General features: G+C 73.7%; 19 protein-coding genes. 12 read left to right on the top strand and 7 right to left on the bottom strand.

The window, feature by feature from the left end:
• Positions 1 to 17: 17 nt before the first annotated feature.
• On the top strand, positions 18 to 1,232 hold the full coding sequence (locus tag GVV76_RS07885) for a D-alanine--D-alanine ligase family protein (RefSeq protein ID WP_159626220.1): 1,215 nt from the start codon (positions 18 to 20) through the stop codon (positions 1,230 to 1,232).
• Positions 1,219 to 2,388: a thiamine-phosphate kinase gene (locus tag GVV76_RS07880; RefSeq protein ID WP_159626217.1), complete on the top strand. Its 1,170-nt coding sequence runs from the start codon at positions 1,219 to 1,221 to the stop codon at positions 2,386 to 2,388. The genes GVV76_RS07885 and GVV76_RS07880 overlap by 14 nt, the downstream gene beginning before the upstream one ends.
• 92 nt (positions 2,389 to 2,480) lie before the next feature.
• Here the strand turns inward: GVV76_RS07880 and rpmB are convergent, their stop codons facing one another.
• Entirely contained in the window at positions 2,481 to 2,672 is a 192-nt protein-coding gene (gene rpmB / locus GVV76_RS07875; protein WP_017178316.1) for a 50S ribosomal protein L28, read from the bottom strand.
• A 223-nt stretch (positions 2,673 to 2,895) separates the two neighbouring features.
• On the opposite strand from rpmB, the gene GVV76_RS07870 reads away from it, so the two are divergent.
• Together GVV76_RS07870 and GVV76_RS07865 are read left to right on the top strand one after the other, a co-directional pair.
• Positions 2,896 to 4,707, top strand: coding sequence for a DAK2 domain-containing protein (locus GVV76_RS07870; RefSeq protein ID WP_159626216.1), 1,812 nt, complete (start codon positions 2,896 to 2,898; stop codon positions 4,705 to 4,707).
• 18 nt (positions 4,708 to 4,725) lie between these two features.
• Complete coding sequence (locus GVV76_RS07865) at positions 4,726 to 7,089, top strand: ATP-dependent DNA helicase RecG (RefSeq protein WP_236263312.1); 2,364 nt, start codon at positions 4,726 to 4,728, stop codon at positions 7,087 to 7,089.
• Positions 7,090 to 7,197: 108 nt separating this feature from the next.
• On the opposite strand, the gene rsmD is transcribed toward GVV76_RS07865, so the two are convergent.
• Complete coding sequence (gene rsmD / locus GVV76_RS07860; protein ID WP_159626214.1) at positions 7,198 to 7,770, bottom strand: 16S rRNA (guanine(966)-N(2))-methyltransferase RsmD; 573 nt, start codon at positions 7,768 to 7,770, stop codon at positions 7,198 to 7,200.
• 92 nt (positions 7,771 to 7,862) lie between these two features.
• On the opposite strand from rsmD, the gene coaD reads away from it, so the two are divergent.
• The 6 genes from coaD to GVV76_RS07830 all read left to right on the top strand — a co-directional run bounded on the left by coaD (position 7,863) and on the right by GVV76_RS07830 (position 12,215).
• The gene (gene coaD / locus GVV76_RS07855; RefSeq protein WP_236263310.1) at positions 7,863 to 8,456 is read left to right on the top strand and encodes a pantetheine-phosphate adenylyltransferase; all 594 of its coding nucleotides are present in this window, start codon (positions 7,863 to 7,865) and stop codon (positions 8,454 to 8,456) included.
• 11 nt (positions 8,457 to 8,467) lie between these two features.
• The gene (locus tag GVV76_RS07850; RefSeq protein ID WP_159523445.1) at positions 8,468 to 9,001 is read left to right on the top strand and encodes an ATPase; all 534 of its coding nucleotides are present in this window, start codon (positions 8,468 to 8,470) and stop codon (positions 8,999 to 9,001) included.
• A gap of 106 nt (positions 9,002 to 9,107) precedes the next feature.
• The gene (locus tag GVV76_RS07845; protein ID WP_159626212.1) at positions 9,108 to 9,665 is read left to right on the top strand and encodes a YceD family protein; all 558 of its coding nucleotides are present in this window, start codon (positions 9,108 to 9,110) and stop codon (positions 9,663 to 9,665) included.
• Positions 9,665 to 10,483, top strand: a complete 819-nt coding sequence (rnc, locus tag GVV76_RS07840) for a ribonuclease III (RefSeq protein ID WP_442858365.1) — start codon at positions 9,665 to 9,667, stop codon at positions 10,481 to 10,483. The genes GVV76_RS07845 and rnc overlap by 1 nt, the downstream gene beginning before the upstream one ends.
• Positions 10,484 to 10,487: 4 nt before the next feature.
• A complete protein-coding gene (mutM, locus tag GVV76_RS07835; protein WP_159626209.1) occupies positions 10,488 to 11,525 on the top strand; it encodes a bifunctional DNA-formamidopyrimidine glycosylase/DNA-(apurinic or apyrimidinic site) lyase in 1,038 nt (345 codons plus the stop codon).
• A gap of 33 nt (positions 11,526 to 11,558) precedes the next feature.
• Positions 11,559 to 12,215: a response regulator gene (locus tag GVV76_RS07830; RefSeq protein ID WP_159523437.1), complete on the top strand. Its 657-nt coding sequence runs from the start codon at positions 11,559 to 11,561 to the stop codon at positions 12,213 to 12,215.
• 41 nt (positions 12,216 to 12,256) lie between these two features.
• Here GVV76_RS07830 and GVV76_RS07825 read toward each other — a convergent pair whose 3' ends face one another.
• The 5 genes from GVV76_RS07825 to GVV76_RS07805 all read right to left on the bottom strand — a co-directional run bounded on the left by GVV76_RS07825 (position 12,257) and on the right by GVV76_RS07805 (position 20,590).
• On the bottom strand, positions 12,257 to 14,161 hold the full coding sequence (locus GVV76_RS07825; RefSeq protein ID WP_159626207.1) for a sensor histidine kinase: 1,905 nt from the start codon (positions 14,159 to 14,161) through the stop codon (positions 12,257 to 12,259).
• Positions 14,154 to 15,965, bottom strand: a complete 1,812-nt coding sequence (gene cydC / locus GVV76_RS07820; protein ID WP_159626205.1) for a thiol reductant ABC exporter subunit CydC — start codon at positions 15,963 to 15,965, stop codon at positions 14,154 to 14,156. The genes GVV76_RS07825 and cydC overlap by 8 nt, the downstream gene beginning before the upstream one ends.
• The gene (gene cydD, locus GVV76_RS07815; RefSeq protein WP_201292222.1) at positions 15,962 to 17,737 is read right to left on the bottom strand and encodes a thiol reductant ABC exporter subunit CydD; all 1,776 of its coding nucleotides are present in this window, start codon (positions 17,735 to 17,737) and stop codon (positions 15,962 to 15,964) included. Before cydD ends, cydC begins: the two co-directional genes overlap by 4 nt.
• Positions 17,738 to 17,918: 181 nt before the next feature.
• Entirely contained in the window at positions 17,919 to 19,052 is a 1,134-nt protein-coding gene (gene cydB, locus GVV76_RS07810; RefSeq protein ID WP_159626203.1) for a cytochrome d ubiquinol oxidase subunit II, read from the bottom strand.
• 23 nt (positions 19,053 to 19,075) lie between these two features.
• Positions 19,076 to 20,590: a cytochrome ubiquinol oxidase subunit I gene (locus GVV76_RS07805; protein WP_159523429.1), complete on the bottom strand. Its 1,515-nt coding sequence runs from the start codon at positions 20,588 to 20,590 to the stop codon at positions 19,076 to 19,078.
• Positions 20,591 to 21,138: 548 nt separating this feature from the next.
• Between GVV76_RS07805 and GVV76_RS07800 the strand changes: the two genes are divergently transcribed.
• Positions 21,139 to 23,745, top strand: a complete 2,607-nt coding sequence (locus GVV76_RS07800) for an Rne/Rng family ribonuclease (protein WP_159626201.1) — start codon at positions 21,139 to 21,141, stop codon at positions 23,743 to 23,745.
• A 189-nt stretch (positions 23,746 to 23,934) separates the two neighbouring features.
• Positions 23,935 to 24,414 (top strand): cytochrome c nitrite reductase small subunit, encoded by a 480-nt coding sequence (gene nrfH, locus GVV76_RS07795; protein ID WP_159523425.1) that lies wholly within the window; start codon positions 23,935 to 23,937, stop codon positions 24,412 to 24,414.
• Positions 24,415 to 24,419 lie beyond the last annotated feature (5 nt).

Raw genomic sequence — 24,419 nt, 5'->3', positions numbered from 1 at the left:
GCGGGTAGCCTGGGCCCATGTCTGAGACCCTGGAACCCGCCGCTCCCTCCGCCGCAGAACCCGCCGTCGACGCCCCCGGGGCGCCTGCCGCCCGCGCTCGTCCCGCGTCCGGCAGGCGCCCTCGCGTCGCAGTCGTCTTCGGGGGGCGCAGCGGTGAGCACACGATCTCCTGCGCCACCGCCGCCGGGGTCCTGTCCGCCATCGACCGGGATCGCTACGAGGTCGTGCCCATCGGCATCACCATGGAGGGGCGGTGGGTCCTCGTCGATGACGACCCCGCCGCCCTGGAACTCCGGGACGACGCCCCGCCCGTGCGCGTCACCGCCGAGGGCATGGGCCGCGGCGAGCTCGCCATGCGCATGGGAGGGGGAGCGCCGGTGGCCCTGACCAAGACCGGCCCCAGCGTCCTGGAGGAGATCGACGTCGTCCTGCCCCTCCTGCACGGCCCCTACGGCGAGGACGGCACCATCCAGGGAATGCTGGAGATGCTGGGCCTGCCCTACGTGGGCTGCGGAGTCCTGGCCTCCGCGGCGGGCATGGACAAGCAGGTCACCAAGGTCCTCCTCGCTGATGCCGGGATCGCCACCGCGCCGCACGTCGTCGTCGGCCCGCGCGCCTGGAAGCGCGATCCCGAGGCGATCCTCGCCGCCTGTCAGGAGCTCTCCTACCCGCTCTTCGTCAAGCCCGCCCGAGCGGGCTCGTCCCTGGGAATCACCCGCGTGGAGTCCCCCGAGCGCCTGCGCGCCGCCATCGAGGCCGCCCGCGAGGTGGACCCCAAGGTGCTCGTGGAGTCCGGGATTGAGGGCCGCGAGATCGAGGTCGCCGTCCTGGGGGGCCACGGTGACGACGCCCCGCGCGTGGCCGAGCCCGGCGAGATCGCCATGGACGCCGCCCGCGGCGCCGGCGAGTTCTACGACTACGAGACGAAGTACCTGGCGCACGACGCCGTCGCCATGGTCTGCCCGGCGCCCATCACCGCCCAGGAGCGCGAGCTCCTCATGGGCACCGCCGCCCGCGCCTTCGAGGCCATCGGCGCCGAGGGCCTGACGCGCGTGGACTTCTTCCTGACCCCCGACGGGCGGGCGATCGTCAACGAGGTCAACACGATGCCCGGGTTCACGCCCTTCTCCATGTACCCCTACATGTGGCGCAAGAGCGGCATGACCTACCCCGAACTCGTCACCGAGCTCATCGAGCTGGCTCTGGCCCGCCCCGTGGATGTCAACCGCTGAGGGAGCGGGCGCGCAGGACCCGCGCGCCCAGGGGCGGGGCGGGGACGAGGCGCGCCTGACCGTCGCGGACCTCGGCGAAGAGGGCCTGCTCGCCCGCTTCGCCCCCCTGCTGCCCCACGCGGTGGGCGAGGTCGTCGGCACGGGCGATGACTGCGCCGTCCTCGCCGCGCCGGACGGCCGCTACGCCGTGAGCACCGACATGCTCGTCGAGGGACGGCACTTCCGACTCGATTGGTCCACGCCGGAGCAGGTGGGCCGCCGTGCCGCCGCCCAAAACCTCGCTGATGCCGCCGCCATGGGGGCCCGGCCCACCGCGCTGACCGTGGGGCTGGCCATGCCGGGGACCACGCCGGTCGCCTGGGTGGAGGGGATGGTCGCCGGCCTGGGCGAGGCCTGCGCCGAGTGCGGCGCCGGCGTGGTCGGCGGCGACCTCGTGGGCGGCCGCGCCATCGTCATCTCCGTGACCGTCCTGGGTGATCTCCAGGGCCGCGCCCCCGTGACCCGCTCCGGGGCGCGGCCTGGGGACGCGATCGTCCACGTGGGCACCCCCGGGCGAAGCGCCGCGGGACTGGCCCTGCTCAGCGCTGGGATCGGGGTCGGGGAGGCCCCGGGCCTCCCGGGGCGGGGGCCGGCGCTCGCGGGCCTTCCCCGCGCCGTCGACGCGGGCACCCGCGCTCAGGCGCGCGCCTGCCTGGAGGCCTTCCGCGCGCCCCGGCCGCCCCTGGAAGCCGGCCCCGCCCTGGCGCGCTCCGGCGCGAGCGCGATGATGGACGTCTCGGACTCCCTGCTGCGCGATGGCGACAGGATCGCCCGCGCGAGCGGAGTCATCCTCGATTTCGACGAGCCCGCGACAGGAGAGGGCGCCCTCGCGGACGCGGTGGCCTCGCTTATGCCGGTGGCCCGCCTGCTCGCCGATGACGAGGCCGCCGCCTGGGCGATGGCCCGCGCGTGGGCTCTCACCGGGGGAGAGGACCACGGGATGCTGGCCACGGTGCCCGCGGAGGCCCTGGGTGCGCCCGCCGGTGCCGACAGGCTCCCGGACGGGGCGCGGGTCATCGGGCGCGTGCGCGAGGTGGGCGACGGCGAGTCGCCGGGCGCGCGCGTGGGAGGTCGCGCCCCCGGGGCCGGCCTCGGCTGGGATCACTTCGGCGGGTGAGGCCCCTCAGCGGACTTCGCTCGCGCATGACGAAGGCCGCCGCCCCAGGGGGCGACGGCCTCGACGTTGGGCCTCTGCGGGTGGGCGCGCGCTCAGACGTTGCGCGTGACCTTGCCGGCCTTGAGGCAGGACGTGCACACGTTGAGGCGCTTAGGGGCGCCCTTCACGAGCGCGCGCACGCGCTGGATGTTCGGGTTCCACCGGCGGTTGGTCCGCACGTGGGAGTGCGAGACGCTCTTGCCGAAGATGGGGCCCTTGCCGCAGACGTCGCACACAGCAGCCACGGATCTCTCCTGATCTTCCTTGCTTCAACGCTGGGGCCTCCTCGGCCCCGCGCCAGGTCTTACCGCCCGAGGCCGCGCCTCGGGCAACCAGGACACAATAGCGGAACCGCGCGCCGGGCCCCAACCAGCGCCGGCGTGGGCTCAGGCACACGACGACGGTACCCTGGTCCCCAGGCGCGCCGCCGATCGGGCGCGCGCATGAGCAACTGGGGAGGACGCCGCCATGGGACCACGCGCCATCAACGACCCCGGCCCCGCCCCCCGCCTGGACGCCCCGGCCCTGCGCCGCTGGCTCGCCCTGGCCGCCTCCGTCGCGGAGCGCTCCCGGAACCTGGTGGACTCCCTCAACGTTTTCCCCATCCCAGACGCCGACACCGGAACCAACGTCCTGCTCACCCTGCGCTCCGCCCTCGACGCCGTCGGGCTCCTGCCCCCTGGCGCCGATGCCGCCCAGACCAGCCGGGCCATCGCCGACGGCGCCATCCGCGGCGCGCGCGGCAACTCCGGACTCCTCGTCTCCCAGGCCCTGGCCGCCCTGGCCGAGGCCTTCGCGAGCGCCCCCGATCCCGCCGGGCTGCGCCCTGTCGAGCTCGTCCACGCCCTGGAGCAGATGGCCTCCAGCACCTGGGCGGCCGTCTCCCGGCCCGTCACCGGCACCCTGCTCACCGTGGCCTCCGACGCCGCCTCGGCCGCCCGCGACGCCCTCGCCGCCGCCGGCCCCGAGCAGCCCGCCACCCCGGTCCTTATCGCCACCGCCGCCGCCCTCGGCGCCCAGGAGAGCGTCGTCGAGACCGGGGGGCTGGGGCACGGCCCCGTTGACGCCGGCGGCGCCGCCCTCATGCTGCTGCTCACCAGCCTCGCCGACACCCTCGACACCGCCGCCGGCCCCGCGCCGGGCCCCGTCCCCAGCCCCGCCACCGACGTGTCCCTCCAGATGCTCACCGATCTCGCCGCCGGCGCCCCCCACCAGGGCGCGCCCGAGCACGTGTCCACCGGAGAGTTCGAGGTCATGTACCTCCTGGAGGCCACCAGCGCCCAGGCCTCCCGCCTGCGCGCCACCCTGGAGGGCATCGGCGACTCCGTGGGCGTCGTCGGCACCCCCGACGCCCTCGGCGTGGGCCTCTTCCAAGTCCACGTCCACACCGACACCCCCCGAGCTGCCCTGCCCCGGGCCGGCCGCGCCCGCCAGATCTGCGTCCACCATCTCGCGCCCACCCCGCTCATCGCCGAGGCCGACGAGCCCCCCGCCCCCTGGCTGGAGGCCGGCGGAGGTGACAGCCGCGTCGTCTCCTTCGAGCGGCTCGCCGCGCGCCGCGCCCGCCGGGGCGCCGGTGGGCCGGTCCCGCGCCCCTCCCACCCGCGCCCCGCCTCGCGCATCGGCGTCATCGCCTGCACCCGCGCCCCCGGCCTCATCGAGCAGCTCGCCCGCGCCGGTGCCGCTGTCGTCCTCGATCCCAGGCGCGAGGGCATCACCCGCGCCGCCGGGGACCTCGGCGCCGACGAGGTCATCGTCCTGCCCTGCGACGACGCCGCCACCACCGCCGCTCACGAGGCCGCCCGGGCCCTGGCGGCCCGCGCCGCCAGCGCGTCCCCCGGCGGGGCGGAGGGCACCCACCTGACCATCGGCGATACCGACGACGAGGCCCAGGTCCTCGCCGCCACCGTCGCCCTGGCCGGCCAGGCCGAGCGCGAGGGCGTCCAGATCGGCGATCTGGCCCGCCGCGCCTGGCGCGCCGCCGCCCACGTGCGCACCACCGCGCTGAACGGGGCCGCCGCCGAGCCCGACGCCGTCGCCCGCGCCGTCACCGCCTCCCTGCGCGCAGACGACGAGATCCTCACCGTCATCCTGGGCCGCTCCGCCCTCCCCGACGTCGGCTTCATGGCCCGCGAGGCGGCCCAGCGCCCCACCGGGGCCGCCGCCGACCCCTACGGCGGGGAGGACGGCGGCGGCGCCGCGGACAGCGCGGACGCCGTCGAGGTCATCGTCCTTGCCGGCGACCAGCCCACCCCCGACGTGCTCCTCGCCTTCGAATGACGCGGTGAGGAAGCGCCCATGAGTCCGAGCCCGCCCCACGGCCCAGCCGCCGGCGCCCCCGGCGCCACGCACCGTCCGCCCGGCTCTGTCCCCTTCCTGCTCCGCCCGCTTGACAAGGTCCTGGGCAAGCGCACCGCCGACCAGCTCGCCAAGCAGGGCGCCACCACCGTGGCCGGGCTCCTGCGCCTCCTGCCGCGCCGCTACGACACCTGGGGCGAGCTCACCGACCTCGCCACCCTCGTCGAGGGAGAGCAGGCCACTCTCCAGGCCGAGGTCGTCCGCTCGGCGGCCCGCCGCACGCGCTCCGGTCGGCCGCCAGCCATCCTCGAGGCCACCGTCACCGACGGCTCCGGCCTCATGGACGTCGTCCTCTTCGGCGCCGCCGGGCTCATGAGCGCCCACGCCGCCCAGCTCGCCCCCGGCTCCACCGTCCTGCTCAGCGGCAAGGTCGGCATGCGGCAGGGCCGTCGCCAGCTCGCCAGCCCCCGCTTCCAGGTCCTCACCGATCTCGACGACGCCGAGCGAGAGGCCCTCCTGGCCCGCCCCGTCCCCATCTACCCGGCCACCGACGCCCTGCCCTCCTGGCGGGTCGCCAAGGCCGTGCGCGCCGTCCTCGACCAGCTCGGCCCCGAGGACGTCCCCGACCCCATCCCCGCCGACCTGCGCGACTCCGAGGGCCTCATCGACGCCCTGACCGCCTACCGGTGGGTCCACATGCCGCAGGACCCCTCCCAGTGGAAGGCCGCCCGGGCTCGCCTGCGCCATGAGGAGGCCCTCGTCACCCAGACCGCGCTGGCGCAGCGGCGGGCCGAGCACGCCGCCACCCGCACCGCCGTCGCCTGGCCCGAGCCAGAGGCCAGCGGGAGCCTGCGGGCCGCCCTCGACGCCTCCCTGCCCTTCTCACTCACCGAGGGCCAGAGGCGCGTCGGTGACGAGCTCGCCGCCGCCCTGGCCTCCGCCACCCCCATGCAGCGCCTCCTCCAGGGCGACGTCGGCTCCGGCAAGACCCTCGTCGCCCTGCGCGCCATGGCCCAGGTGGTCGGCGGCGGGGGGCAGGCCGCCCTCCTCGCCCCCACCGAGGTCCTGGCCGCCCAGCACCGCGACTCCCTCGCCGCGCTGCTCGGCTCCCTGGCCAGCGCGGGCACCCTTGAGTCCTCCCTGCTCACCGGGCCCGGCCAGGCGCCCGCCCCCACCACGGCGCTCCACCTTCTCACCGGTTCCACCCCTGTCCCCGAGCGGCGCCGCATCCTCGCCGCGCTGGCCGCAGGGGAGCCCGGCATCGTTGTGGGCACCCACGCCCTGCTCTCCCAGACCGTTCGGACGCCCTTCCTCGGGCTCGTCGTCGTCGATGAGCAGCACCGCTTCGGCGTGGCCCAGCGCGACGCCTTGCGCGAGCGCCCCGGCATCACCGACCCCGCCACCGGCCAGGTCCGCACCCCCCACCTGCTCGTCATGACCGCGACCCCCATCCCGCGCACCATCGCCATGACCGTCTTCGGGGACCTCGCCACGAGCGTCCTGGACGAGTTGCCCGCCGGGCGCAGCCCCGTGGAGACCTTCCTCGTGCCCTGGGAGCGCCAGAGCTGGGTGGAGGGGCTGTGGCGCCGCGCCGCCACCGAGATCGCCGGCGGTGGGCGGGTCTACGTGGTCTGCCCCCGCATCGAGGCCGGCGACGGCGCCACGACGGGGGAGGAGGCCCCGGAGCCCCCCGCCGGAGACCCGCTCGATGGCCCCGCCGGGGGAGCGGGGGATGGCGCCCCCGACCGGGCGCTCGCCGCCGTCGAGGACTGGGCTGAGCGCCTCGCCCGCGAGCCCGCCCTGGGCGGGGCCGGGGTCGGCGCCCTGACCGGTCGCATGACCTCGGCGGAGAAAGACGCCGCCATGCGGGCCTTCGCCTCGGGAACCGCCCCCGTGCTCGTGGCCACCACGGTCATCGAGGTCGGGGTCGACGTCCCCGAGGCCACCATGATGGTCATCCTCGACGCCGACCGCTTCGGCCTGTCCCAGCTCCACCAGCTGCGCGGGCGTGTGGGCCGGGGCGGCAGGCCCTCGGTGTGCATGGCCGTCACCGGGGCCGAGGTCGGCTCGCCCGCCTACCACCGGCTGCGCGCCTTCGCCTCCACCCTCGACGGTTTCGCGCTGGCCGAGGCCGACCTCGATCTGCGCAGCGAGGGCAATGTCCTGGGCGCCGCCCAATCCGGGCGCCGCAGTGACCTCGACCTGCTGCGGGCGCGCCGCGACGCCGCCCTCATCGAGCGCGCCCGCGCCCAGGCCGAGACCATCATCGCCGCCGACCCGGCGCTGGCCGAGCACCGCGCGCTCGCGGCCGCCATCGCCGACCGCCTCGACGACGAGGCCCGCGCCTACCTTGAGCGCTCCTGAGCGCCGCCGCTCATGGGGGAGGGGCTCTCCGCCGCCGAGGAGCCCGGGGGCTGCCGCCGATGGCAGCAGGACGCCCGGGGCGGCGACGCGGCCCGCCAGCACGGGCGATCAGCCGTCGTCGGGGTCGGGCTCGGCGAACCAGACCGTGGTCTCGCCGTACTTCTTCAAGGCGAAGCGGCGCAGGCCCGCGGGCCACTCCGGCTCGCCCGAGCGCGCGGCCCGCTCGACGACGACCACCGAGGCCTCGGCCAGCCACGGGTCCTCCGCGCGCGTCAGCGGGGCGAGGATCGCGCCGAGGCCCGCCGCGTCCATGCCGTAGGGCGGATCGATGAGCACCAGGTCCACCGGCGCCCCCGCGACGCCGGCCAGATACCCCGCGGCGCTCGCCCTGACCGTCCGCACGCCCGCCAACCCCAGTGAGCGCGCGTTGCGCCGGCACGCGGCCACCGCGCCCGGCGCCGAATCCACCAGCGCCACCTCGACGGCCCCCCGGCTCGCCGCCTCCAGTCCCAGGGCCCCCGAGCCCGCGCACAGGTCCAGCACGCGAGCGCCATCGACCACCCCCAGGTGCTCCAGGCGGGAGAACAGGGCCTCGCGCACGCGCTCGGAGGTGGGGCGCGTCCCCGACACCGGCACCTCAAGCCGCCGGCCACCGGCGCTGCCCGCCACGATCCTCGTCATGGGCCGGAGCCTACGCGACCCCGCGTCGGCCCGCCCGGCTCCCTCCGGCGCGCGTCCCGCACGCGCGCCGGCCCCGCCGCTAGCGTGGGGCCATGCCCATGCCGTCCGAGTCCGCCCCACCGCCCCCGCCGGCGGCGCCCCTCGCGAGCGCCCTGGCGGTCTACCCGGGCAGTTTCGACCCCATCACCCTGGGGCACCTGGATGTCATCCGCCGTGCGGCCGCCCTCTTCGACGAGGTCATCCTCGGCATCGCCCACAACGCCGCCAAGGCCGGGCGCCACCTGCTCGACATCGACACCCGCGTGAGACTCGCCCGCGGCGCCGTCGAGGGCATCGAGGGCGCGCGCGTCGAGATCATCCCCGGGCTGCTCGCCGACTTCTGCCGGGAGCGAGGGGCCAGGGCCATCGTCAAGGGCCTGCGCAACGGTGCCGACCTCGACGCCGAGGCGCCCATGGCGCTGGCCAACCGGGAGCTCGGCGGGCCCGAGACGGTCCTGCTCATCGCCTCCCCGGCCCACGCCCACGTCTCCTCCTCCCTGGTCAAGGACATCGCAGCCCACGGCGGCGACATCGCCCCCTACGTCCCGCCGGCCGTTGCCACCGCGCTGTGCCAGCGCCTGGCACCACTGCCGGGCCCTGACCGCCCGCACCCGGGCCCTCAGACCACCTCACCCGCCCGATCCTGAAGGACTCAGCCGTGACCAAGCAGCACGACGCGTCAGATGACCTCCTCGACATCCTCGACGCCCTCGACGAGCTCATCGCCACCGCGCGCTCCATGCCGATGAGCGCCTCGGCGATCGTCAACCGGGACGACGCCCTCGACCTCATCGACCGCGCCCGCCGCTCCGTGCCCACCGCCATCCACCGCGCCCAGGCGATCGTCGCCGACGCCGACGCCGTCCTGGCTCGCAGCCATGACGAGGCCGAGCGCATCGTGGTCCACGCCCACGAGGAGGCCGAGCAGATCGTGGCGGGGGAGAACATCGTGCGCATGTCTAATGACCGCGCCGACGAGATCATCGCCGCCGCCGAGGAGCGCGCCTCCTCCCTGCGCAGGGGCGCCGATGAGTACTCCGACCGCTCCCTGGCCACCCTGGAGGCCGAGATCGCCAAGATCTCCGAGCAGATCCGCTCCGGGCGCGAGGTCCTCGCCTCCCGCCTGGGCGCCTGGGACGGCATCATCGGAGGCCAGGGCGACTCCTCAGACTCCCAGCGCTCGTCGTGGTGACGCCACCGGCGCGAGGGGTCCTTCTCACGGCGGCGCTCGCCATCAGAGCGCGCGCGGGGCGCCGCCCAGCGAGTACATTCGGCGCGTTCGCACTCCTGGAGGAATCATGAACGGACTCGTCGTCGACATCCTCGACCTGCCACCGACCATCGGCGCCACCAAGCAGGTCCACCTCGACCTGGTCGCGCCCGAGGACCTGGGCGCCGAGGTCATCGGGGCGGAGCCCGGCAGCCCCCTGGTCGTCGACGCCGCCCTGGTCTCGATGGAGGACGGCGTGCTCGTTCGCGGCACCGCCCAGGCGCGCATCCACGGCGAGTGCGTGCGCTGCCTGACCAGCATCGACGAGGATCGGGAGATCACCTTCGACGAGCTCTACCTCCTGCCTAACAAGGCCGCCGAGGCCCGCGCTGACGAGGAGGATGAGGAGGCCGACGACCTCTTCGTGGCCGGGGAGACCACCATCGACCTCGAGCCAGCCCTGCGGGACGCCCTCATCCTGGGCCTGCCCATGCGCCCCCTGTGCCGCCCCGACTGCGCGGGCTTGTGCTCGCAGTGCGGGGAGCGGCTCGACGACCTGCCCGCCGACCATCACCACGACACCATCGACCCCCGCTGGGCCGCCCTGTCCGAGCTGCTGCCCGGCTCCGACGAGGAGCGGGACTGATGGGGCGCCGCACCCCGCCCCCCGACCGTGACGACGTTGAGACGCTCCTGTACCGCTGGGGAGAGCGGATCGACCCCGACCTGTTGGACCTCGCCCTGACCCACCGCTCCTGGGCCCATGAGAATGGCGGCCTGCCCACCAATGAGCGCCTGGAGTTCCTCGGCGACTCCGTGCTCGGCATCGTCGTCACCGAGCGGCTCTTCCGCTCCCACCCCGAGTCTCCGGAGGGCCAGCTCGCCAAGATGCGTGCCGCCACCGTCTCCGAGCCGGCCCTGGCCGCCGTGGCCCGCGACCTGGGCCTGGGGGAGTTCATCAAGCTCGGCAAGGGGGAGGCCCTCTCCGGGGGGAGGGACCGCGCCTCCATCCTCTCCGACACTGTCGAGGCCCTCATCGGCGCCACCTACCTGACGGCCGGCCTGGAGCCCACGCGCGCCGTCGTCGAGAGGCTCGTCTCCCGCTTCCTGGCCACCGCCCGCACCCGCGGCGCCGGACTGGACTGGAAGACCAGCCTCCAAGAGCTCGCGGCCGCCCACTCCATGGGCCTGCCCTCCTTCTCGGTCGACGGCGTCGGCCCGGACCACGACCGCTCCTTCTCCGCGCGCGCCATCATCGACGGCGAGGTGATGGGCGAGGGCGAGGGCCGCTCCAAGAAGATCGCCGAGCACGCCGCCGCCGAGGCCGCCTACGCCGCGATCCTCGCCGCCAAGGGCGATGGCGGCCTCGATCTGCCCGGCGTCAACGAGGCCCTCAGGCAGGACCTGGCCGACCACTCGCGGCGCGCGGCCACCGCGCGGACGACCGCGCGCCCAAGGGACTGAGCCCGTGCCCGAGCTCCCCGAGGTCGAGTCCGTCCGCGCGGGCCTCGCCCGGCACCTGACGGGACGGCGCGTCGCCGACGTCGAGATCCTCGATCCCCGGCCCCTGCGCCGCCAGGACGGCGGGCCGGAGGCCTTTGCCCAGGCGCTGCGCGGGCGCGTGATCACCGGCGCCGTGCGCCGGGGCAAGTTCCTGTGGCTCCCCCTCGACGACGGGCGGGCCCTGTCGGCCCACCTCGGCATGAGCGGCCAGCTCCTCGTGCGCGGGACCGCCGCCCCGGCGGCCGCCGCCGCGCCCGGGGCTCCTCTCAGCCCTCCGGGCGAGTCGCCGCCGGACCTGACCGCCACTCGCGCCCCGAGCCTCGTGCGCGATCTGTCCTCCCACCCTCGGCACCTGCGCATCCGGCTGCTCTTGGCCCCCCGGCCCGGGGATGCCCCCGGCGGCGCGGCGCTGGACCTCGTTGACCAGCGGATGCTCGGCGGCATGCGCGTCACCGAGCTCGTGCCCACCCTTGATGGCGCCCCGGGCGGGCAGGGCTCGCCGGAGCCGCTGGTCCCCGCCGATGCCGCCCACATCGCCCGCGACCTCCTGGACCCGGCCCTGGACTGGGCGGCCGCCGTCGCCAGGGCCCGCTCCTCGCGCCGCGCCATTAAGACCGTCCTCCTGGATCAGGGCATCATCTCCGGAATCGGCAACATCTACGCCGACGAGGGGCTGTGGCACGGGGGAGTCCACGGCTCGCGGCGGACCTGCGCTCTCAGCCGGCAGGCGGTGGAGCGCGTCCTGAGGGCCACGGGGGGCGTGATGGAGCGGGCCCTGGCCGTGGGAGGCACCAGTTTCGACGCGCTGTACGTCGACGCCGAGGGCGCCCCCGGCTATTTCGCGCGGTCGCTGGCCGTCTACGGGCGGGCGGGTCGCGAGTGCCGGCGCTGCGGCGCCACCCTCCGCTCCGAGGTGATCGGCGGGCGCTCCCACACGTCCTGCCCCCGCTGTCAGAGGCGTGCGCGGGACGCGCGGGTGACCCGCGCGGGACGGCCTTTGTGACGTAGGTCCTCAGACGCTGCTAGTGTCAGGCTCATGCCGAATGCTGCAACGCCCGGGACGGTCCGCGTCATGATCGTGGACGACCACGAGATCGTCCGCCGCGGGATCGCTGAGATCATCGACCGAGCCGATGGCATGGAGGTCGTGGCCGAGGCCGCCTCGAAGGCGGAGGCCGTGCGCCGTGCCGAGCTAGTGCGCCCCGACGTCATGCTCGTCGACCTCCAGCTGCCCGACGGCACCGGCATCGAGGTCATGCGGGAGATCCGCGACTCCGTGCCCACCGCCCTGCCCATCGTCCTGACCTCCTTCGACGACGATGAGGCCCTCGCCGAGGCGCTGGAGCTCGGTGCCCGCGCCTACCTGCTCAAGACCGTGCACGGCGCGGAGATCAGCGACGTCGTGCGCGCGGTGGCCTCCGGCCGCGTCCTGCTGGATGAGCGCACGGTCACGCGCCGCCGCGCCGACCACGATGACCCCACCGCCGAGCTCACCAACGCCGAGCGCAAGGTCCTTGAGCTCATCGGCGACGGCCTGTCCAACAGGGAGATCGGCGAGAGGCTGGGCGTGGCGGAGAAGACCGTCAAGAACCACATCACCTCGCTACTGGCCAAGATGGGCCTCCAGCGCCGCACGCAGGTGGCCGCATGGGTGGCGGGGCAGCGGGCCTCCGGCTGGCGCAACAAGAACTGAGACTCCGCCCGGGCCCGGCTGGGCGGCCCGCGGCCCCGGATCTAGGCGTGGTCCAGCGGCACGATCCAGGTGAAGATCGTCCCCCGTCGGGGTCCATCCGAGCGCGCCCTGGGCCCGATGGAGAAGCTGCCGCCGTGGCGCCTGGCCCGCTCGGCCATGTTGGCGGTCCCGGAACGGCGCGTGACCGCGGGATCCACCCCGACGCCGTCGTCGCGGCAGGCGATCGCGACGAGCGGCCCGGTCATGCCCGCCCAGCTCTCTTCGATGCGCTCGGAGGCCGGCAGCACGCCGTTGATCCGCACGTGGATCGTCGCCGAGGAGGCCCGGGCGTGGCGGGCCACGTTGCTCAGCCCCTCCCGCACGACGGCGACCATGTCATCGGCGACGTCGTCATCCACGGAGGCGGCGATCGCCCCTGACAACTCGGGGTGGGCGCCCCCGCCCTCCTCGGTGAGGGAGTGGCCGTCGACGGTGATGAGCAGGGAGGGCGCGAAGCCGAGCGAGGTGCGCGCCAGGGAGGCCTCGCGCCGCAGCCTCTCGACGAGGCCGACCTCCTCATCGCGGTCCCGCAAGGAGTGGACGATGGCGCGGATCTGGCTCACCGAGTCGTCGACGGCGGACAGGACCGAGTCCAGGATGCCGCGCATCGCCTCGCAATCGGCGTCATTCTCGCGCAGGCGGTCCCGGGCGGCCGTCACCCGCATCCCGGTGGCGAAGAGTTGCTGGATCGCCAGGTCGTGGAGGTCCCGCCCGATGCGGGCGCGCTCATCGAGGAGGTTGGCCATCTCCTCGGCGTGCTGGGCGTCGGCGAGCTCGAAGGCCATGGTGGCCTGACCCGCGACGAGTTCGGCGATCTCCAGGTCGTGCTGAGTGAAGGGGGCCTCCCCGGGCTCGCGCAGCAGCAGCATGACGCCGACCCCCCGGTCGCGGTGGATCATCGGGGCGTAGAGCGCCGGGCCGAAGCGCGCCAGCGCCTCCACCTTGAGATCCGCCGCGCCCCAGGCGTCGATGAGAGAGGGGACGATCAGGCCGGTGCGCCGCGCGAGGGTGGACATGGCGCGCCCGGTGGGAGGGAAGTAGGTGCCGATGAGCTCGTCGGCATGGTGCCCATCGGCGATCTCGCAGATCCAGGTGTCGCCCACGCTGGGCAGCACGAGGGCGGAGGTGCCGGCGTGGGCCACCTCCCGCACGCGTCGCGCGATGAGGGTGAGGGCGTCGTCCTGCTCCGCCCCGGACAGCAGGAGGGTGGTGATCTCCTGGGACAGGGCCATCCACTGCTCGCGGTCCCGGGCCTGGCGGTACAGGCGGGCGTTCTCGACGGCGATGGCAGCCGCCTCGGCGAGTGTCACCACGGCGTGGATGTCGGCGCGCCCGAAGCCCCCCGGGCGGTCGCCCAGGTAGAGGCGGCCGAAGAGCCGCCCGTGGGCGCGGACCGGCACCGACAGCATGGCACCGGGCTCCTCCCCCTCGATGACCCCGGTGAACGCGGTGGTGCCCGACAGGTCGTTGACGACGACGACGCCCCGGGGGACGCCCTCGACCGGCCTTCCGTCCATGAGGCCGGGAGCATCCGGGTCTTCGATGGCAGGGGCGCCGCCGAGGACCCGCTGGAGGATCTCGGGGCGATCCCCCACGAGGTTGGGGACCCGGCCGGTGGACGGGGGAGCGGCCGCGTCAGGTTCGACGACGGCGTCCTTGCTCACGGCGATCGTGCCCCATGCGGCGCCGGTGATCGAGCAGGCCGAGTCCACCAGGCGCCGCAGCGCCTCGGTGACCCGCAGCGAGCTGGTCAGGCGCAGGGCCGCCTGGACGACGTCGGCCGCGCGCTCCCAGGGCGGCCCATCGTCCCGGCCCCCCCTGGCCGCCGCGGGCGCCTGGTGGGCGTGGACGGCGTAGGCCAGGGGACCACCTGGGCGCGGCTCCCGAGCCTCGTCATGCTCAGTCATCGGCGTCCTCCTGCGAAAGCGACCAGCGGTAGGCCTGAGAGTTCCTCATGAGTTCCTCATGCGTGCCGCGCGCCAGGACGGTGGCGGGCTCGCCGCGATCGCGGTCCGATTCCCCCGGGCGGCCCAGCACGAGGATCTCGTCGGCATCCGCCAGGGCGCTCAGCCGGTGCGTGATGAGCAGGACGCCCCGCTCCCGGCTGCCGGCGTCCAGCAGATCGGCCACGAGACGGTCGGCTGTGGCGGCGTCGAGATGCTCCCCGGGCTCGTCGATGAGGAGCAGCGGCGCGGGGGCGGCCAGGGCTCGGGCCAGGAGCAGTCGGCGCCGCTCCCCGCCTGAGATGCTGGTGGCCCCGGTGCCCAGGGGCGTGTCGAGCCCCGCGGGCAGGGCATCGAGCCAGGATGCCAGCCCCGCCCGCTCGATAAGCGCGGTGGCGCGCTCGGGCGCCAGGGCTCCGTCGGCCACCCTGAGGTTCTCCAGGACGCTGGTGCCGAAGACGTGGGCGTCCTCCGCGGTGAGCGTGAGCCGGCCGGCCACGTCCCGTCGCTCGGCGCCCCAGGGGGGAGCGCCGTCGATCGTGATCTCGCCGGCCTTGGGCTCGATGAGCCCGGCGAGGGTGAGCAGCAGGGTGGTCTTGCCGATTCCGGAGGGACCGATGATCGCCAGGCGGCGCCCGGGGGCCAGGTCGAGGTCGATGCCCGAGGCGACGACCGGCCCTGCGGGCCAGCCGACGGACAGGCCCCGGGCGCGCAGCCGGGGCCCTCCCTCCACGATCTCGGGGAGGGGCGACGGCTCGGGCACGCGGGCGGCGGAGGCCTCCGCGGCCTCCACGAGCTCGACGACGCGCCGGGCGGCTCCCGCCGAGCGGACGAGCTGGACGCTGGCCGGGCCGAGCGCGGCGACCGCCTCGAAGGCGGACAGGGGCACTAGGACGATGACGGCCAGCATGACCGGGGAGAGCTGTCCACTACTCACCGCGGGTATCCCCGTCAGGAGGGCGCCGATGACGGCCAGTCCCAGGGCGGCGATATCCAGCGCGGCGGCGACCGCCGCTGGCCGGGCCCCCGCGTCACGGGAGGCGGCAAGGCGTTTCTCGGCGCGCGCCACCTCCTCCATGAGCCGCGGCATGCGCCCCGAGACGCTGAGCTCGGATCCGGACTCGATGGCGGTAAGCGCATGGGCGGAAAGATCCGTTGCCTGCTCCTGGCGCGCCAACTCGGCCGCCCTGGCCGAGCGGATGGTGATGGCCGGCCCGACGATCCCGGATAGGAACAGGCAGGCGGCGAGGATGAGACCCGCGGGCCAGTGGACGATCGTGATCCCCGCCACGGTCCCTGTGCTCACGGCGATGGCGATGGCCATGGGCAGGTAGGCGCGGATGACGATATCCCCGACGGCGTCGATGTCCGCTCCCACACGGGCCAGGACATCGCCGCGGCGCAGCCCCGCCACTGTGTCGGTGCGAGAGCCGGCCAGGGTCTCATAGAGGCGGGCGCGCAGCGCGCTCATCCCGCTCAGGGCGGTGGAGTGCGAGACGAGGCGCTCGCAGTAGCGCAGGACCGAGCGCGAGGTGCCGAAGAGCCGCACCGCGACGGGCGCCACGCCGAGCGCGGCAATATCGGGGATCTCGGCCGCCCGCGCGATGAGCCATGCGGCCACGGCGCTGAGGCTGACGGCGCTGCCCAGGCCCAGGGCCCCGGCGATGACGGACATGGCGAACCGGCGGCGGTCGAGCCCGAGCAGGTCCACGGCGCGCCGCAGCGCTCGCCGCTCGTCGATGGTGAGGGGGGACGGGAGCACGCTCATCGCCCCTCACCGGTCCCAGCGGGGGCGCTCGCGGCGATCGCCTCGCCGGGCGCGGTCATCGCGGCGTCGAGACCGAGGGCCGAGCGGACCTCGATGACGTCGTCGGCGATGGCGATGAGGGCCTGACGGTGGGCGATGACGATGATCGTCCGCCCAGCGGCCCGAAGCGCCTCGACGGCCCGCAGCACATGGGCCTCGCTGGCGGCGTCGAGGTGGGCCGTGGGCTCGTCGAGCACGACGAGGGGCCTGGGCGCCAGGAGGGCGCGGGTGAGCGCGAGGCGCTGGCGCTGGCCGACGCTCAGGCCGACCCCGCCCTGGCCGATCGGGGTCAGCCAACCGCGCTCCAGGGAGGCGATGACCTCATCGAGACCGGTCTGGGTCGCGGCCCGCTCGACCGCCCCGGGAATGGGGGCGCCGGCGGCCTCGAGCGCGGCGGCCCCATCCTCGCCCAGGACGTGGTCGAGGATCGTTCCCGGCAGGATGGCTGGGCGCTGGGGCACCCAGGAGATCTGCTCCCACCAGGTGGTGGGGTCGATGTCCGCCAGGTCGATGGGCGCGTCGGCGAGCGCCCCTGGGGAGCCGCCGGGCGGGGGGCTGATGAGCACGCGGCCGCGGTCGGGGGGCAGGAGGCCGAGGAGGACCTGGGCGGTGGTGGTCTTGCCGGCCCCGGAGTCACCGGTGAGCGCCACGAGCCGGCCGGGGCGGATGACGGCGGTCAGGGCGTGGGGCGCCCAGGCGCCCCGGGCTGCGACAGACAGGTCCTCGACGCGGATGGTGGCGGTGGCGAGGGAGGGCGCGGCAGTGGTGCCGCGCTCCGGGACGGGGGTCTCGAGAATAGAGAAAACGGCCTCGGCGGCGGCCACGCCGTTGGCGGAGGCATGGAAGTGGAAGCCCACTTGGCGCAGGGGGTTGAAGATCTCCGGGGCGATCATGATGACGAGGAGGCCGGTGGCCAGATCGAGGTCGCCGTACAGGAGCCGGAATCCGACCTCGACGGCGATGATCGCGACCGACAGCGTGGTGATGAACTCGAGGACCGCGCCGGACAGGAAGGCGACGCGCAGGGTGGACATCGTGGTGGCGTTGTAGGCCTCGCCCAGTGCCCGCACGCGCTTGACCGGGCCGATCTCGCGGCCCAGGGCCTTGAGCGTCGGCAGGCCCGCGATGAGGTCGAGCACCTGGGATCCCAGTTGCTCCATCGCGGCGAGGCGCTGCGTGGAGTGCTTCTGGGTTAGACGGCCGATGAGGATCATGAACACCGGGATGAGGGGGATCGTGAGCACGACGGCGATGGTCGACGGGATGTCGGCCGCGAGCATCACAGCGCCGGTCATCGGGGTGACGGTGGCGGCCAGGAGGAGCTGGGGCAGGTAGCGGACGAAGTAGGGCTCGAGGTCATCCAGCCCCCTGGTGAGGAGGGTTGTGGTGTCGGCGCCGTGGGCGGACTGCCACCGGGGGCCGAGCGCCGCCGCGCGGGCCAGGACGAGGCGCCGAAGCTCGATAATCGTGGAGGTGGCCGCCCGGTGGGCCCGGCCCTCCTGGACGAGCACGACCAGCGCGCGCGCTGCCGCCACGCCGGCCAGCGCCGCGATCAGGCCTCCCTGCTCGCCCAGGCGGGCCTGGTCGAGGATGACGGGGGAGATGATCCGGGAGATGAGCCAGGCCTGGGCGACCACGAGAACCGCTGTGAGGACGCCTGTCGCAGCGGTCAGGGCCACGTAGCGCCTGGCGGAGCGCGCGTAGCGCATGAGGCGTGGGTCAAGGGGTTTCACGGCGTCCATCCTAGGGGGAGGCTCTTGAACAACGGTTTATAGGGGTTGACTATTTTGCAGGGCGACTGCGCGGCGTGACGATGATCGCCGCTCGGCCCATCGAGGCCGAGCGGCGATCATCATGCGCGGTGCGCGGGTCCTCCCCGCAAAGGGCCTTCCCCGGCGCGCGGGTGGGTAGGGCTCAGTAGCCGATCACGGCCTCGGGCTGGGCGGAGTCGCGCACCTTCGTGGGATGCAGGCCGCCCACGCCGGGGGTGATGTCCTCGACGCTGACGCGCCCGGCGAACACCTTGTAGGACCAGATCGTGTAGAACAGCACGACCGGGACGAACACGGCGGCCGCCACCGTCATGATCAGCAGGGTGACATCGGCGGAGGCCGCCTGCTGGATCGTCAGGGAGTAGGCCGGGTCGATGGACGAGCGCATGACATCGGGCGCCATGGCGGAGAAGATGAACGCCACGGCGAAGGCGATCGCCGCGAAGTGCAGCCCGAACGCCATCCCGAAGCGGCCGCGGTGGCTCATAAGCAGGGAGCCGACGAGGCTGGCGGCGGCGACGATGAGCGGCAGCCAGGCCAAGGCGTTGGGGGAGTAAGCCACCTGCGCCCACAGGGCCCACACTGCGGTGAGCGCCGTGGAGGCGCAGCCGGAGCGCACGGCGAAGGAGCTGGCGCGCTCGCGAAGCGCCCCGGTGGTCTTCAGGGCGGTGAACAGCGCGCCATGGGTGAGGAAGAGCGCGCAGGTCACCGCGCCGCCCAGAAGGGTGAACGGGGTGAGCAGCGAGAAGAATCCTCCGGTGAGCTGATGCGAGGCTCCGCGCAGAAGCGAGCCGGCCGGGACGCGTGACGGGTCCACGGCCGCCCTGCTCGCCGTCTCGATGACCTCGATCTTCATGCCCTGCACCAGGTTGGCGAAGGCCACGCCCCACAGCACGGCGGGAATCCACGCGCTGATCGTGTGGGCCCAGTCCCACCAGTCCCGCCAGCGCTGGGAGTTGATCTTGATGCGCCACTCGATGGCGCAGATGCGCACGATCAGGCACAGCAGGATGAGGAACAGCGGCAGATAAGCGCCGGAGAAGAGGGTGCCGTACCACTCCGGGAAGGCGGCGAAGGTCGCGCCGCCGGCGGTGAGCAGCCAGACCTCGTTGCCGTCCCAGTGAGGCCCGATCGTCCCCATCATGGCGCGGCGCTCGCGCTCGTCGCGGCCGAGGATCCTCAGGAGCATGCCGACTCCGAAGTCGAAGCCCTCAAGGGCGAGGTAGCCGGTCCACAGGACGGCGATAAGGATGAACCAGAGAGCCGAGAGCGTCATGGTCGTGTTCTTCCTTCCCGACTTCAGTACTCGAAGGACAGCAGGGCGGGGGCGCCCGCGGTCCTCGTGGATTCACTCTGCCCGGAGGCCTTGGACGTGGAGGCGGTCGCCGGATCGACCGGGGTGCGCACGCCCTCGTGGATGTAGCGGCGCAGGAGGTAGAACCAGATGACCCCCAGGATCGCGTAGAGGAGGGTGAAGATCACCATGGAGGCCAGGACGGTTCCCGAGGAGACCACGGTGGAGACCCCGTCGGCGGTGCGCATGTAGACCTGGGAGACCGGGTCGGCCAGGTTGGGGGCGATGAGCCAGGGCTGGCGGCCCATCTCCGTGAAGATCCAGCCGAAGGAGCAGGCGATGAAGGGCAGCCACATCGTCCACAGGGCCGCCTTGCCCAGGGCCGGGCTGCCGATGAGCCGGTCGCGCCGGATGAGCCACAGCGCGACGGCGCCGATGGCCACGGAGATCATGCCGAGCCCGATCATGAGGCGGAAGGTCCAGAAGGTGATCATCTCGTTGGGCGTGTAGTTGCCCGGGCCGAACTTCTGCTCGTACATGGCCTGGGCGTCTTTGAGGCCCATGACCTTGGCCTGCGGGTCGTTGGTGGCCATGAAGGAGTAGACGCCGGGGATCGTCAGGAGGTGCGACGCCGTGCCGTCGGTGCACGAGCCGAAGGCCGCGACGGTGAATCCGGCCCCCTTCTGAGACTCGCACAGCATCTCGGCGGCGGCCATCTTGGCGGGCTGGACCTCCGTGATGATCTGCCCCTGGGCGTGGCCCGAGGCGGCGCACAGCAGGCCGGAGATGATCATGGTGACTGCCCCGAAGCGGGTGAGCCGCCGCCACAACTGCCGGGCCTCGAAGTCCTGGCCGGCGCGCACCGCGCGGGTCATCCACCACACGGCGACTCCCACGATGACGGCCCCCGCCACGAGGAAGGCGCTGGAGATGGTGTGGGCCAGGGTGGTCCACAGCAGCGGGCTGCCCAGCACCTTGAGGAACCCGTTGACGCCGTCGAGCTCGGCGCGCCCGGTCTCCGGGTTGAGGACGGCGCCCACGGGGTGCTGCATCCAGGAGTTGGCCGCCAGGATGAAGAACGCCGAGACGTTGGTGCCCAGGGCGACCAGCCACATGCACAGGTTGTGCAGCTTGGGGGACAGGCGGTCCCATCCGAAGATCCACAGGCCCAGGAAGGTTGACTCCATGAAGAAGGCCAGGAGCGCCTCGAAGGCCAGCGGGGCGCCGAAGATGTTGCCGACGAACCGCGAGTACTCCGACCAGTTCATCCCGAACTGGAACTCCTGGACGATGCCGGTGGCCACGCCCAGGGCGAAGTTGATGAGCAGGATCTTGCCGAAGAACTTGGTGGCGACCTTCCACTGCTCGTTGCCGGTGCGCAGGTAGATGGTCTCCATGAGGGCGACGAGCGGGGACAGGCCGATCGTCAGGGGGACCAGGATGAAGTGATAGACCGTGGTGATACCGAACTGCCATCGAGCCAGGTCGAGGGAGTCCAGCGCCATCGGCGCGAGGGTCATGATCGCACCTTTCGGAAGAGGTGAACGGAAATATAAGTGACGCCATTTGGTGTGATGGCGGCGCATAGGGGCGGGGTCGGTGTCAGTGTAGGGCACGCGCTGACGCCGCGTCGCGATTTCGATGGCGCGCGAGGCCCTGTTTCTCGCCGTTTTTGGTGGGCCGGCCCTGCGGCGCCCCGGCGGGGCCTCCCGACGGTGTGGTCAGATCTCGCGGAGCCCCTGGGCGGAACCGCCGCGGAGGCCGACGTGCGCTACGCCTCGGGCGTGATAGGCCCGGCCGCGCCGTCGGGCGCCAGGGGGTGTGGAATACTCTGACCCGGCCCCGACCCCCCTCGTACAGGTGGTCGGTGCCCGACCCTCGTCGGCTACCCCGGCAGTGGAGACTTGCGCCGCATCGCGCGCCGCCGCACTCCCGCGCCGAGCGGGTGCCCCGACGAGCCGGCGCCACACGGCGCAGACGCAGACTTTCTCTGCCCCTCACCGAGGGGCTGACAGCGCCCCGGCGCCGCGAGTACGGGCGGTGCGCGGGCATCCGGAGAGTGCACACGATGCCACGAGCCAAGAAGACCAACGAAGCCGCCACCGAGGCCGTCGAGCCCATGAGCGCCGTCGAGCCCGAGGAGGCCCCCGCCGCGCCGGCGCGCCGGCGCCGCAAGGCGACTGCCGCTGCTGCGGCCCCCCAGGCCGCGCCCGAGTCCCGGGCGGAGAAGAGCCCCCGGCGCGCCCCGGAGGCCGACAGGGCCGGGGCTCGCGAGGCCGAGCCGGACGGCGCCTCGCAGGACGACCAGCCCATGCTGCCCGTCGCCTCCCTGCTCTTCCAGGCGCCCGACCCCGCCCGCGCCAGGCGCCGCCGCCGGGCCACCTCGGCCACGACGACCCCGCAGGAGGCGCCCGCCATTGAGCAGCCCGCCGCCCGCGGGCGGGGCGCCGATGATGATGCCGCCCAGGCCGACGGGCCGCAGGGCCCCGATGCCGCCTCCGAGGACGCCGCCGCGCCCGCGGGGAAGGGGCGCCGCCGTCGCAGGGCGACGGCCCCGGCCTCCGCGCCCGAGCACGTGGAGGAGACCGCGCCGGCCGGGCGCCGCTCGCGCAAGAAGAAGGCGGCGGACGCCCTCCCGGAGGCCGACTCCCCTGAGCCCCAGGACGCCCCGATCCCCGCCGAGGATGAGGCCGCCGAGTCCCCCGACGGCGCGAACGAGGCGGATGCCGCCGATGACGCCTCGGAGGCCGAGTCGGGTCAGGGCAGGCGCAAGCGCCGCCGCGGGGGCCGGGGGCGGCGCTCCCGCGCGCAGTCTGCCGAGGACGGCTCCAGCGATGACGCCCCCGGCGCTGAGGGCGCTGACAACGGCGAGCCCGATGGCCGGGCCGTGGGCGCGCCGGTGGGGGCAGCGGAGGACTCCGACGGCGCTCAGAGCGAGGAGGGCGGCGGCTCCTCGCGCCGCCGTCGTCGCCGCTCGCGCACCCGCTCCGACCGCGAGGCCAGGGAGGGCCGGGGCAGGGACGTCCGCGATGAGGTCACCGCCCTCAAGGGTTCCACGCGCCTGGAGGCCAAGCGCCAGCGCCGCCGGGAGGGCCGCGCCGCCGGCCGCCGGCGCCCGATCGTCACCGAGGCCGAGTTCCTGGCCCGGCGTGAGAGCGTCGACCGGCGCATGATCGTGCGCGAGCAGGATGGGCTCAACCAGATCGCGGTACTGGAGGACGGCCTGCTCGTCGAGCACTACGTCGCCCGCCACACGCAGGCCTCGATGGTCGGGAACATCTATATCGGCCGCGTGCAGAACGTCCTGCCCTCGATGGAGGCCGCCTTCGTCGACCTCGGCAAGGGCCGCAACGCGGTTCTCTACGCCGGCGAGGTGAACTGGGACGCTGCGGGCATGGAGGGCAAGCCCCGCCGGATCGAGGACGCCCTCTCCAGCGGAGACACCGTCCTCGTCCAGGTCACCAAGGACCCCATCGGCCACAAGGGGGCGCGCCTGACCAGCCAGATCACCCTGGCGGGCCGCTACCTCGTGCTCGTGCCGGGCGGCACGATGACCGGCATCTCGCGCAAGCTGCCCGACACCGAGCGGGCCCGCCTGAAGAAGATCCTCAAGCGGGTCGTCCCCGACTCCGCCGGCGTCATCGTGCGAACCGCCGCCGAGGGCGCCTCGGAGGAGCAGCTCGCCGCTGACGTCAAGCGCCTCGCGGACCAGTGGGCCTCGATCGACAAGCGCGCCAAGGCCGTCCTGGGCGGCTCGGGGAAGGCCCCGGTCCTCCTCAAGGGCGAGCCGGAGCTCGCGCTGCGGGTCGTGCGCGATGTCTTCAATGAGGACTTCGGCCAGCTCGTCGTGGCGGGGCGGGATGCCTGGCGCACTATCTCCGAGTACGTCACCGAGCTCAGCCCCGATCTCGCCGATCGCCTCCAGCACTGGGTGGAGCCGGAGGACGTGTTCACCGCCCATCGCATCGACGAGCAGCTCGCCAAGGGCTTCGACCGCAAGGTCTGGCTGCCCAGCGGCGGCACTCTCGTCATCGACCGCACGGAGGCCATGACCGTCATCGATGTCAACACCGGCCGCTACACCGGCGCCGGCGGCACCCTGGAGGAGACGGTCACCCGCAACAACCTTGAGGCGGCCGAGGAGATCGTCCGCCAGCTGCGCCTGCGGGACATCGGCGGCATGGTCGTCATCGACTTCGTCGACATGGTCCTGGAGTCCAACCGCGACCTCGTCCTGCGCCGCCTCGTGGAGTGCCTGGGCCGGGACCGCACCCGCCACCAGGTCACTGAGGTCACCTCCCTCGGCCTGGTGCAGATGACGCGCAAGCGCGTCGGCCAGGGACTGGTCGAGGCCTTCTCTACCACCTGTGACTGCTGCGGGGGGCGGGGCTTCATCGTCCATGAGAGCCCCGTCGAGAACCAGCAGGCCGACCTGTCCGCCTCGGGCTCCCGCTCATCGGGTCGCAAGGGGCGCAAGGGTAAGGATGGCTCGGCGAAGCCCTCCGAGCGCGCCTCGGGCAAGACCAGCGCCAACCGCTCCGATCAGGCGGAGGACGCCGGCGACGACGAGGCGGCGCGCGCCGCCGTCCGCGGGGCCCTCGCTCAGATCGCCGCCGCCGCCGAGCAAGCGCACGAGCAGTCGCAGGACGCCTCCCCGCAGTCCGACGGCGACTGATCGGGGCCGGGTGGGTCCAACGTCCCACCGCCTGGGCGTTTCGCCGGAATCGACGTGAAGAATCACGGATCCAGACCCTCATTGTGATGGCGGGCCCCCGAGGAGCCCGTAGCATTGGATGTGATGACGCAATGCCATCAACCGGGGGGATGATCCTCCGGCAAAGTGCGCAGACTCGGGGGAGGGGCAATGGCGGCGGCCACCGTCAGGAGGATTGGCATCGCCGCGATCCTGCGTTGGATCGTGGCATTCGCGATCGGCATCCTCATCGGGCTGATGGCCTACACCTTCGTGTACGCCAAGGGGTTCTCCTACCTCAGCAATGACCCGAAGGCCTGCGTCAACTGCCATGTGATGGAGGACCAGTACAAGTCCTGGCAGGCGGGGCACCACCGGCACACCGCCACCTGCGGGGACTGCCACCTGCCGCACGACAACATCATCCACAAGTACTGGGTGAAGGCGGAGGACGGCTTCCTCCACGGCTTGAAGTTCACCACCGGCGACTACCCCGAGAACATCGTCATCCGCGACGTCAACATGGATGTCGCCAACCAGGCCTGCGTGCACTGCCACGCCGATGTCACCGATGACATTCGCCATGGGGCGCTCAACCGCAACGAGGTCTACGACTGCGTTCACTGCCATTCCGGGATTGGCCATGAGTAGAGAGG

The sequence above is a fragment of the Actinomyces sp. zg296 genome, from assembly GCF_009829695.1.
GTDB classification, from domain to species: Bacteria; Actinomycetota; Actinomycetes; order Actinomycetales; family Actinomycetaceae; genus Actinomyces; species Actinomyces marmotae.
This window is presented reverse-complemented; position numbering and strand designations above follow the sequence as displayed.